Source organism: Bradyrhizobium sp. AZCC 2262 (assembly GCF_036924535.1).
Classification (GTDB): domain Bacteria; phylum Pseudomonadota; class Alphaproteobacteria; order Rhizobiales; family Xanthobacteraceae; genus Bradyrhizobium.
The window spans coordinates 148,200-159,118 of sequence record NZ_JAZHRT010000001.1 but is presented as its reverse complement, the minus strand read 5'-3'; the positions used below and the strand labels follow the sequence as shown (position 1 = coordinate 159,118).

Genomic DNA, 10,919 nt, shown 5'->3' with positions numbered 1-10,919 from the left:
CATCAAGCGCGCGGGCAGCCGGGACCTCGAGGGCGCCTTAAGATCCCCCGGCGCTGGCGCGGCAAGGGACGTTACCGGCACGACGAAGCTGTACCCGCGCCCGGGTACGTTCGCGATATACCGCCTGCCAGGGTCGCTCTGATCGAGCGCCTTCCGCAGCGCCGAGATGTGGACGCGCAGGCTGACCTGTTCGGCTCCCCTCGCCGGCCAGACGCGCTCAATCAGGGTCCGCCTGCCGACGACCTTGTTTGGCTGCTCCACCAGGACGATGAGGAGATCCATCGCGCGCGCGCCGAGCGGCACGACCTTGGCGCCGTTTGTCAGAAGCCTGCTTCCGGTCGACAGTTCGAAAGGGCCGAAACTCAGCACTTTGCCGCGCTGATCGCTCATGGGATATTCTCGTCCACGCCGGTTCTCGAGGCGTCAGGAGTTCCGCGCTCGCGCCGCCAGTTGGCCGGGCTCTGACCAAAGGCCTGTCTGAACAGCCTGCATAGATGTGCCTGATCCGAAAAGCCTACGCTCAAGGCGATTTCGCTCAGCGATGCCGCACCTGTTATCATCAGGTGGCAGGCTTTTTCCAGACGCCTTCTTACCACATAGGCATGCGGCGACTCGCCGACGGCCAGTTTGAATTTCCGGGAGAAGTGCGCCGGGCTTCGACGTGCGACCGCACTGAGATCCCGGATGTGAATGGTGCGGTGCAAGTTGCCGTCAATGTAAGCACGTACGCGAAGGATCTGCCAGGCCGCCAGACCGCCCCTTGTGAGGCCGGGAGCGCCCGAACAACGTTCGATCTCCGCTTGCAGGATGTGCGATGCCGTGGCCAGCGACACCTTGGCCGCCTCCTGATCATGCCCCAGCTCTCGCCTTGCCGTTTCAAGCAGCTTGGCCACGCTGTTCGCAACCAGGTGGAACTGCTGGTCCTCCGCAAATGAAGACTCTAGTGCGGTGGTTTGAAGTCCTTCCATGATCACTCCCTCGACGAGCTATCCGAGGCTTCGGATCGGCGGGAGAGTGCAGCAGCGGGCGCCTTTTGGCTCGTTAATCAGCGTTATGGAAGGTTAATGTTGACGCGCTGTGCTGAACGTTTTTCATATTATGTATCAATATGTTGCGCGTTTTTATGACGCGGCGTTGTAACAATTTCGAACACCTCGGCAGGCGCTCACATCGAAAATGCCATGAGCGCTGCGAGGTCCGCAACAACGTCCCCCGGCCGAGGGCCTCCGCGGGACGGGGGTGCCGCGAAGTCCCTCCGGCGAAGCAAGGGACTGTATGCTTCGCCGTTACGGTGAGAGTGCTTTCAGTTACTGCGAGCCGTGGTCGTCGAGGATCTTCAGATCGCTAACCGAATAGGAAAGCGAGTAGCGAAACCCGGACTCGATCCTTTTCGGTGCGAGCGCGTTGAGTTCTTCGCCATTCGCCTCCGGAAAGTTGAGTTCGCCTTTCCCGATCCATGCGCCGACAACTGTGAGATTGTCGGTGATCGACATCGCGAGTTCGTTGACCGCCGGCTTGTCCTGGTATCCGGCCGCCAACCTCGGAAAGTATCGCAGCAAGACCGTGGGTCGGCTGAGGAGAGACAGTCCGTTCTCGACCGGTCTTTGCAAGGTGACGCAGGCTTCCGCAAGACGTTGGCCATGCGCCGAAAGACTGGCGCCAAACCGGCTGCCCGACGCAACCGGCGCCGCGGCGGGACCTGAAGCCGCAAAGGAGCGCGTCTGAAAAATGCTTCCCATTTTCTTGGGAAATCCCTGCGTCCAGCCGCGGGCCAGCGCAGCGTCGTTGTCGACATAAATATACGGGCACCACATCACCGGCTCGTCGCGATACATGGCGTCGACCAGAATAAAAGCCTCGCGATATTGATAGCGAGCCGGCTCGAGATATTCGTCGTCCTGTGCCGTGAATTGCCAATCCAGGAACATCATGACGGCGTGACCGTTTGAGTTCGGATCCGGGGAAAGACCACTCGGCAATGTCGCCGCCGTCGCGTCGGGGTCCGTCCAGAACTCTATCCCGACGACGTCGCCGGCATAGTGCCAGGGTGGCGGCGGTGTTAGTGCGGCCTGACCGAATGGCGATTTCGGAACTGTAAAGCCCCTGAGCATTCCCGTTTCCCGATGCATCACTTCCGGCGAAGAAGCTACCGAAACCAGCCGCAATTGATTTGATTGAAGTGCGTTTTCTTGCAGATTCCTGCCGCAAACCGGAACGCGCCTTGTCGGGATCAGCCGTGATTGCTAGGCGGTCAGGTCTGCCAGGACCTCGATATCGGTGACGGAATAGGAAAACGAGAAGCGATATCCGCGCCCCACCTTCAACGGCCCCAGCACTTCCAGCTCCTCGCCATAGGCCTCCGGAAAATTGAGCTCGCCTGCGCCGCTCCAGATGTTCGTGATCAGGAGATGGTTCGAGACGCATCGAACCAGTTCATCGACGGCCGGTTTGTCGTGCATGCCGGCCGAGAGCCGCGGAAAATATCGACGCCCCACAATCCGGCGATCGAGCAGGCCAACAAGGCGCTCGGTCTTTTCATGCAAGGTAACGCGGGCTTGCACCAGCAAACGGCCATGAGCCGACATGCAGGCCGAGAACCTGCCGTCATGCACGAGTGGCGCCGAAGCTGCGCTCTCGGCGGCGAAAGAGCGGGTCTGGTGTACCGTCCCGAGCTTTCTCGGATAACCCTGAATCCAGCCTCTCATCAACGCAGCATCGTTGTCGACATAGCAATATGGACACCACGCTATTCGTGTCCCCTTCCATATCGCGTCGAGGAGGATGCTGAACCCGCGACATTGATACCTGGCAGGATCCAGATGCTCATCGTTCTGCGCCGTAAACTGATAGTCCGTGAAGAGCGCGACGGCGTGACCTGGACATTCCCTGTCAAGCTCGACACCCGCCGGAAGGATATGGACCGATACGTCGGGATCATTCCAGAATTCCACCGCAAGGACATCACCTGCGAAATGCCAGGGAGGCGACGGGACCAATGCAGCAGCGCTCAGAGGAGACCGAGGCGCCGTGAATCCTTTCAGCATTTCTCGCCCCCACCGCCAGTGGCGTATCAGCCGCGCACTGTTTCAACATGAAATGCTAGCGCTGGTATCGTTCCTGAAGCTTGGACAAACGCGTGACGGCTTGGCGGTTTGTGCGTCCCCGAGGTTGATACGAAAGCGATTGGACCGAGCAACTGCGACGCCCTTCAGCGCTGCATGTGCAAATTCATCAGCTCTGGCCCCGGCATCATGCCGTCGTTCAGGTCTGCCATGATCAGAAGTGATCCGACCACGACCAGCGCGACAATCAGCACACCAAACGCCAGTGCCATCACGTTGTTGGTGTTGTCCGGTCCCGTGGTGACATGCAGGAAGAACACCAGGTGGACCCCCATTTGCGCAATCGCAAGCACGGTCAGGCCGAGCGAGACACCGCCGGTCCAGAGCAGCGACGTGTTGGCGACCCAGAACGACAGGGCCGTGAGGCCCACCGCGAGCGCCAATCCGATCGTGTAGACGAGCACGCCGGACGATGCGCCCTGTTCGACGTCGGGAAGTGCTGAGGCGTCGCCGGGCGCGCGATCGTACTGCGTGTCGGTCATGAAAGGACTCCCATCAGATAGACCACCGTGAACAGCCACACCCAGACAATGTCGAGCGCATGCCAGAACAGTGAAAAGCAGAGCAGACGCCGCTCCACCTTCGCGCGAAAGCCTTTGACGACGACCTGGGCCATCATCACCACCAGCCAGACCAGGCCGGCGCCGACATGCAATCCGTGACAGCCGACCAGCATGAAGAAGGCCGAAAGGAAGGCGCTGCGTTGCGGACCGGCGCCGGCGGCAATCATGGCGGCGAACTCCCGCAGCTCCAGCGCGAGGAACGCCGCTCCCAGCGCGAAGGTGACGAGGGCCGCCAAATAGGTGGCGCTGTAACGCCGCGAGCCAATGGCCAGGGACATCAAGCCGCAGGTGTAGCTGGATGCGAGAAGGCAGCCGGTTTCGATCGCAACGCTGCGTTGGCTGAACAGCTGCACGGCGCCCGGGCCGCCGGCGGTCGCATGGTTGAGCACCGCGTAAGCGGCAAAGATTGCCGAAAACATCACGATGTCGCTCAACAGGAAGACCCAGAAGCCGTAGCCAACGACGACCCGCTTGGCAGCGGGACCGGCCTCACTTGCATTCGACCGCGCCTCGTAACGAACCCCATCATCAACTGCGACAGCGACGTTCATACTGCAATCTCCGCCTGGTTCGCCTGTTCGAAACGCGCAACCTGCTCGGCAGGAATTTCGATTTCCTCTTCGTCGCGAAACGCGAAGGCCAGCATGGTCAGAAAGATTCCAATCGCCCCCACACCCGCCATCCACCAGATGTGCCAGATCATGGCGAAGCCGGCGACGACTGCAAAAAAGGCGATGATGAAGCCGGTCGCGCTGTTCTTCGGCACCTCGATCGATTCGAATTTGCGTTCCGGTGCCGGCTGGGTCTGCGTGCGTTCGCGCTGCTTCCTGTTCCAGAGAGCGTCGAGGCCTCTGACCTGCGGAAGCACGGCGAAATTCCAGGCTGGCGGCGGCGAAGCGGTCGCCCATTCCAGCGTGCGGGCGTTCCACGGGTCAGCTGTCACCTTCAGTTGTTCGCGGTTGCGGATCGACACCACGAGCTGGATCACCTGGCTGACAATGCCAACGAGGATGACGACGGCGCCGAACGCCGCGACCACCAACCATGGTTGCCAGCTGGCAACATCGTAATGCTGCATGCGGCGGGTCATGCCCATCAGTCCCAGCGCGTAGAGCGGCATGAAAGCGATGTAGAAGCCGATCAGCCAGCACCAGAACGAAACCCGGCCCCAGCGTTCGTCGAGTTTGAAACCGAACGCCTTCGGGAACCAGTAATTGTATCCCGCCATCAAGCCGAACACCGTGCCGCCGATGATGACATTATGGAAATGCGCGATCAGGAACAGGCTGTTGTGGAGCTGGAAGTCGGCCGGAGGCACGGCCATCAACACGCCGGTCATGCCGCCGATCACGAACGTCACCATGAAGCCGATCGACCACAGGATCGGGACGGTGGACCGGATGCGGCCGCCATACATCGTAAACAACCAGTTGAAGACCTTCACCCCCGTCGGCACGGCGATGATCATCGTCATGACCCCGAAGAAGCCGTTGACGTTGGCGCTGGCGCCCATCGTGAAGAAGTGGTGCAGCCAGACCACGAATGACAGCACGCAAATCGCCATCGTCGCGGCAACCATGGAGCGATAGCCAAACAGCGGCTTGCCGGAGAAGGTCGAGACAACCTCGGAAAAGATGCCGAACGCCGGCAACACCAGGATGTAGACCTCGGGATGACCCCAAACCCAGAACAGGTTGACGTACATCATCGCGTTGCCCCCGGCATCGGTCGTGAAGAAATGAAAGCCGAGGTAGCGGTCGAGCAGCAGCATCGCCAAGGTCGCAGTCAGAACCGGGAAAGCCGCGACAATCAGCAGGTTCGCCGCGAGCGACGTCCAGCAGAACACCGGCATGCGCATATAACTCATCCCCGGCGCGCGCGTTTTCAGGATGGTCGCGACGAAGTTGATGCCCGTCATCAACGTGCCGACGCCGGAGATCTGCAGCGCCCAGAGATAATAGTCGACGCCGACGCCGGGCGAGTATTGAAGTTCGCTCAGCGGCGGATAAGCGACCCAACCGGCCTTCGAGAATTCGCCGACCGCGAGCGAGATGTTCGTCAGGAGGATGCCCGACGCGGTCAGCCCGAGGGCCACCGAGTTCAAGGTCGGAAATGCCATATCGCGGACGCCGAGCTGCAGCGGCACCACGAAATTCATCATTCCGATCACGAACGGCATCGCCATGAAGAAGATCATGATCGTGCCATGCGCCGAGAAGATCTGGTCGAAGTGCTCGGGCGGCAGGTATCCCTGCGCGCCGCCGGCGGCGAGCGCCTGCTGCGCCCGCATCATGATGGCGTCGGCAAAGCCGCGCAGCAGCATGATCAGCGCGAGGATGATGTACATGATGCCGATACGCTTGTGGTCGACGGAGGTGATCCACTCCCGCCAGAGATACGGCACATACCCCTTGAGCGTGACCCACGAAAGGATGGCGACGATGACCAGGACCATGCCCCCCGACGCGCCCATGATGATGGGCTGGTCGAGGGGAATCGCGCTCCAGTCGAGCTTGCCGAGTAGATTCATTTTTCTGCCCTCATTGACGCCGGACTTCCGTGGGACATCGCGCCGCCGGATTGCATGTCGGAGACCCGGATACTGTCGAACAGACCGGGCGTGACCGACCGATAGGTAAATGGCGTCACCGCAGCGCTCGGCTTGGCCAGCTGCGCATAGGTTGTGGCATTCAGTTCCATGCCGACGTTGCGTGTGGCGTCTACCCACTCTGCGAATTTCTCGGGCGCAACGGCTTCGACGTTGAAGTACATGTCTGCAAAACCCTCTCCGCTGTATTGCGCCGACATTCCGCGGAAGCTTCCCGGCTGGTCGGCCTGCAGGTGAAGGCGGGTTACCATTCCGGCCATGGTGTAGATCTGGCTGCCCAGCTGCGGCACGAAGAAGCTGTTCATCACGCCCGAGGACGTCAGCTCGAAGCTGACGGGCGTGCCTGCAGGGATCGCCAGGTAGTTGACGCTGGCAACGCCCTGATCGGGATAGATGAACAGCCATTTCCAGTCGAGCGAGGTGACCTGCACCCGCAGCGGCGTCACGTTGGATGCGATCGGCTTGCGCGGGCTCACCTCGTGGGAGCCGACCCACGCGACGCCGCCAACCAGAAACACGGTCATGGCCGGGATCGACCAGACGAGCAACTCGAGGCGGCCGGAATACACGAAATTGGGCCGGTACCGCGCGCGCTCATTCGATGCGCGAAACCAGAACGCAACGCCGAGCGTGGCAACGATCACCGGGATCACGATCGCCAGCATGATGCCCAGTGAGTTGAGCAGAATTTGCCGGTCGGCGGCGGCGATCGGCCCTTTCGGGTCGAGCACGCCTTCGGCGCAGCCGCCGAGCGTGGCGGCCCCGATCAGGACGGCAAGGAGACCGTATCGCATGTTAGACCTCGCTGAAGTTGGCGGTGCTGCACGCGCGGCGGTCCACGCCTGACAGCAGTTCGGCATGTACCGGGACGTCGCGGCCAGCATGCAACGATCGGGTAAGCGAGAATGAGCCATTTCCGTGGTCGATCAGGAGGGCCGCAAACAGCACAAACAAATAGACGATAGAGAACACGAACAACCTGTGAGCCGCGAGGCGGTCGGCCTCGATGCTTCCATTCAGCTGGCGTGCAAGCAGCAGGAAAAGCGCTCCGCAAATAGCGGCGATCGCGCCATAGACCGCGCCTGCAAACCCCAGTGCCCAGGGTAGCTCCGAGACCAGAACCAGCAGACCGCTATAGATCAGGATCTGGCGCGTTGTTGCAGCGCGTCCTGCGACAACCGGCAACATCGGCACGCCTGCACGCGCGTAGTCGTCGGTGCGATTGAGCGCCAACGCCCAGAAATGCGGCGGCGTCCAAAGGAAGATAATGAGGAACAGCGCAAGCGGTTCGAGCCCGACGCTTCCGGTTGCCGCGGCCCAGCCGATCACCGGCGGCAGCGCGCCAGCAGCGCCGCCGATGACGATGTTCTGTGGTGTAGCCCGCTTCAGCCACGTCGTGTAGACGACGACATAAAAGAGGATGGTGCCAGCCAACAATGCGGCCGCGGTGAGATTCGTCGCCAAGGCGAGGACCGCCACTGCGAATCCGCAGAGAACGAGACCAAAGACAAGCGCCTCGAACCGGGAGATTTTGCCGCTAGGAATTGGCCGCATCGCGGTGCGGCTCATGACCGCATCGATATCGGCGTCGTACCACATATTGAGCACGCCGGCGGCCGCCGCCCCGGCAGCAATGGCAAGAACCGCGGCAACGGTAGATAGCGGATCCAGTCGAACCGGCGCGCTGCTCAATCCGACCAGCGCGGTGAAGACGGCAAGCATCATCACGCGTGGTTTTGTGAGGGTGACGAAATCGGATGCACGCCGATTGCCAACAAGCGGCCCGGCGGAATGAGGCGATAAAGCGGTGCGAATTCGTCTTCCACCCGAGTTGGCTCGCAATGGATCTAACGTTCATCCCGCTGCTCCAGGTTCCTTCAAAAGGATAGCCGTCGTTTTCAGTTCGAATTGCGTACATTCAATATGCATCCCCACCCTCGCCCGCGATTGAACGTGGCTGCTCGATTGGGGCCAATCATGCTCTAAAGCCATCGGCTGACAAGTTCAGCTCCAACGGTACGCCTCGCGCTCGCACGATTTTGGAACGTTCGAGCACGTTTCAACAAGCACGCCGCGCCAGCTCCCCCTAAAGCAGATGCTTGTTCGAATATCCGCAACGCGCCGCTTCCCAACGCTGATCGACGAGACCTGTTGCGTTTGTCTGGAGGCGGCCACCTTGCCCAACGGAGAACTATCGATGAAGACACCTTCACTCTGGATAATGGCAGCCGCCTTCTTTATCGCGCCGGTATCTGTCGTACACGCGCGCTCCGCCTATGATGGCTCCTGGGATCTCAACTTCGTGACGCAGACGGGTACATGCGATCCCGCCTATAACTTCACTGTCAATATTTCCGACGGCGTTGTGACCCATCCCAATCTCGTAAAATTCAAAGGATATGTCGCCAAGTCCGGTTCCGTTCGCGCGTCCGTGACGGTTCACGACAAATTTGCATCCGGCACAGGCAGGCTTTCCGGAACGTCGGGTCGCGGAAGATGGAACGGTAGCGCGGCAGGCACGCGATGCTCCGGCTACTGGACCGCGCAACGCAATTGACCAACCGGGCCGGTGGTCCGGCCAGTTCTGCCGACAGGCATCGTCACGAACGAAGCCACGGCATTTCTCGTTCCTCCCGCGCATACTGTTCGAGCACATAATACCCCGCTTGATGAGGCATGATCGTTCAATGCGTCGCAGCGCGGTCCAAGAATAACCCGAAGCTTCGCTGTATCCGATGCTATCGGGCGGCTGGCCCCGGAAACCGTCGGTACATCAATGACTACAGTTCTGACCAAATCATTCTCCCCGGAAACGCCACCCGCAACAAAGGCAGTGCCGGGAAAAAAACGCGTCCTGATCGTCGGCGGTGGCTTTGCCGGTATTGCGGCAGCGCGGGCACTAAAACGAGCCGATGTCGAAATCACGCTGATCGACCGGCGTAATCACCATATCTTTCAGCCGCTGCTGTACCAGGTCGCCACCGCTGTTTTGTCACCCGCCGAGATAGCGGCGCCGATCCGTCAGCTCGAGGCGAAACAGAAGAACCTCAGCGTGTTGCTGGCGGAGGTCAGGGGCATCAATCTCGGAACTCGCACCGTCGAGGTTGCTTGCCCGGGGATTGGCAGTCGAAAAGTCGAGTACGACTTCCTGGTGATCGCCACGGGAATGCGCCCCAGCTATTTCGGTCATGACGAGTTCGCGCGCTTCGCGCCAGGACTCAAAAGCCTCAACGACGCTGAGACGATCCGCACGAGGATCCTGAGCGCGTTCGAACTGGCCGAATCCACCGATGACGAGAAAGAACGCGCCCGCCAAATGACCTTCGTACTGGTGGGCGGTGGCCCGACCGGCGTCGAACTCGCCGCCTCGATTGCGCAAATGGCCTCGGTGACCCTGCGCAACAATTTTCGCAGCATTGACCCCGCCAGGAGCCGAATCTTGTTACTGGATGGCGGCGCTCGCATTCTTCCGACCTTCGCGGAGCCGCTGTCCCGAAAGGCGGCAAAGCGACTGACGAAGCTCGGCGTTGAAGTTTCGACGAGCGTAAAGGTCGAGAAGGTTGACGAACAGGGCGTGATCGCTGCCGGCGTCCGGATTCCCAGCGCCACCGTGCTCTGGACAGCAGGCGTCAGCGCCTCGCCGGTCGTGAAAATGCTGGGGACGCAGACAGACCGCGCCGGGCGCGCGTTCGTCGGCGCCTTCATGGACATTCCCGAGGCGCCCAACGTATTCGTGGCCGGCGACGCAGCCACCATGACCCAGGATGGTCACCCCGTCCCCGGCGTGGCGCAGGCAGCCATTCAACAGGGGCGCTTCGTCGGCCATGTGATCGGCAACCGTGTCAGGGGACGCAAGGACGGTCGACCGTTTCGATACCGCAACAAGGGCAATATGGCGGTGGTCGGCAAGAATTTTGCAATCCTCGAGGCCGGTCATTTGCGAACCAGCGGTTTTATGACCTGGTTGGTGTGGGCCGCCCTGCACGTGCTCGCGCTGCCGCAGCTTCAGAACCGGTTCCGCGTTCAAACGCAATGGTTTTGGTCCTATCTGTCCGGACAACGGAGTTCACGGCTGATTTCCGAAGGGCCGCGATCGACCGCATCGTAGTAATCGTTAGGCTCGGTAATTGTCACTGCCGGACTCTGCAGTCCGGTTGGGGGTTGCACCCGTGGATGTCTCCATCATCTCTGCACTCGCCGCCCTCACCGGCGCAGCCGTCGGCGGCTTGACGAGCGGAATGGCAGCCTGGCTGAACCACCGGAGCCAGGTCCGCGTTGAGTGGGCTCTGCACGAGAAGAGCCGCCGGCAGACCCTTTACCGGGATTTCATTGAAGACGCCGCCAAATGCTACATCGATGCGCTCCAGCACGATAAAGCCGACATTCCCGGTCTGGTCAGCCTCTATGCGAAGCTGAGCGCGATGCGTGCGGTGTCTTCGAAGAAGGTGGTCCAGCGCGCCGACGATGTTGTCCGAAAAATTCTGGATGCCTATCTGGAGCCGGACAAGAGCTTCGTCGAACTGCGCGAAATGGCCATCGATGGCACGATCGATCTATTGCGAGGCTTCAGCGAGGTGTGCCGCGACGAATTCGAGCGAATGCGGCCAATACAATTTTGAGATTTTT

11 protein-coding genes and 1 pseudogene are annotated in these 10,919 nt (G+C 60.8%); 3 read left to right on the top strand and 9 right to left on the bottom strand.

Features of this window, described 5'->3' with window-relative positions; all coding sequences use genetic code 11:
- Positions 1-96: 96 nt before the first annotated feature.
- From V1283_RS44515 to V1283_RS00815, 9 genes and pseudogenes are all read right to left on the bottom strand, one after another.
- Positions 97-390: pseudogene (locus V1283_RS44515) on the bottom strand (winged helix-turn-helix domain-containing protein); the annotation flags it as partial.
- Positions 387-968 carry an AraC family transcriptional regulator gene (locus V1283_RS00850; protein WP_334384566.1) on the bottom strand — a complete coding sequence of 194 codons (582 nt, stop codon included), beginning with the start codon at positions 966-968 and terminating at the stop codon, positions 387-389. The pseudogene V1283_RS44515 and the gene V1283_RS00850, both read right to left, overlap by 4 nt.
- Positions 969-1,307: 339 nt before the next feature.
- Positions 1,308-2,111 (bottom strand): acetoacetate decarboxylase family protein, encoded by an 804-nt coding sequence (locus V1283_RS00845; protein WP_334384565.1) that lies wholly within the window; start codon positions 2,109-2,111, stop codon positions 1,308-1,310.
- A 132-nt stretch (positions 2,112-2,243) separates the two neighbouring features.
- Complete coding sequence (locus V1283_RS00840) at positions 2,244-3,044, bottom strand: acetoacetate decarboxylase family protein (protein ID WP_334384564.1); 801 nt, start codon at positions 3,042-3,044, stop codon at positions 2,244-2,246.
- Positions 3,045-3,208: 164 nt separating this feature from the next.
- Positions 3,209-3,604, bottom strand: a complete 396-nt coding sequence (gene cyoD, locus V1283_RS00835) for a cytochrome o ubiquinol oxidase subunit IV (protein ID WP_334384563.1) — start codon at positions 3,602-3,604, stop codon at positions 3,209-3,211.
- Positions 3,601-4,236 (bottom strand): cytochrome (ubi)quinol oxidase subunit III, encoded by a 636-nt coding sequence (locus V1283_RS00830; protein WP_334384562.1) that lies wholly within the window; start codon positions 4,234-4,236, stop codon positions 3,601-3,603. Before V1283_RS00830 ends, cyoD begins: the two co-directional genes overlap by 4 nt.
- Positions 4,233-6,215, bottom strand: coding sequence for a cytochrome o ubiquinol oxidase subunit I (cyoB, locus tag V1283_RS00825; RefSeq protein WP_334384561.1), 1,983 nt, complete (start codon positions 6,213-6,215; stop codon positions 4,233-4,235). Before cyoB ends, V1283_RS00830 begins: the two co-directional genes overlap by 4 nt.
- Positions 6,212-7,087, bottom strand: coding sequence for a ubiquinol oxidase subunit II (gene cyoA, locus V1283_RS00820; protein WP_334384560.1), 876 nt, complete (start codon positions 7,085-7,087; stop codon positions 6,212-6,214). The genes cyoB and cyoA overlap by 4 nt, the downstream gene beginning before the upstream one ends.
- A gap of 1 nt (position 7,088) precedes the next feature.
- Positions 7,089-8,108: a heme o synthase gene (locus V1283_RS00815; RefSeq protein WP_334392918.1), complete on the bottom strand. Its 1,020-nt coding sequence runs from the start codon at positions 8,106-8,108 to the stop codon at positions 7,089-7,091.
- 382 nt (positions 8,109-8,490) lie between these two features.
- Between V1283_RS00815 and V1283_RS00810 the strand changes: the two genes are divergently transcribed.
- The 3 genes from V1283_RS00810 (at position 8,491) to V1283_RS00800 (ending at position 10,912) form a co-directional block, all read left to right on the top strand.
- Positions 8,491-8,850, top strand: coding sequence for a hypothetical protein (locus V1283_RS00810; protein ID WP_334384559.1), 360 nt, complete (start codon positions 8,491-8,493; stop codon positions 8,848-8,850).
- Positions 8,851-9,069: 219 nt separating this feature from the next.
- Complete coding sequence (locus V1283_RS00805; RefSeq protein WP_334384558.1) at positions 9,070-10,401, top strand: NAD(P)/FAD-dependent oxidoreductase; 1,332 nt, start codon at positions 9,070-9,072, stop codon at positions 10,399-10,401.
- A 19-nt stretch (positions 10,402-10,420) separates the two neighbouring features.
- The gene (locus V1283_RS00800; RefSeq protein WP_334384557.1) at positions 10,421-10,912 is read left to right on the top strand and encodes a hypothetical protein; all 492 of its coding nucleotides are present in this window, start codon (positions 10,421-10,423) and stop codon (positions 10,910-10,912) included.
- Positions 10,913-10,919 lie beyond the last annotated feature (7 nt).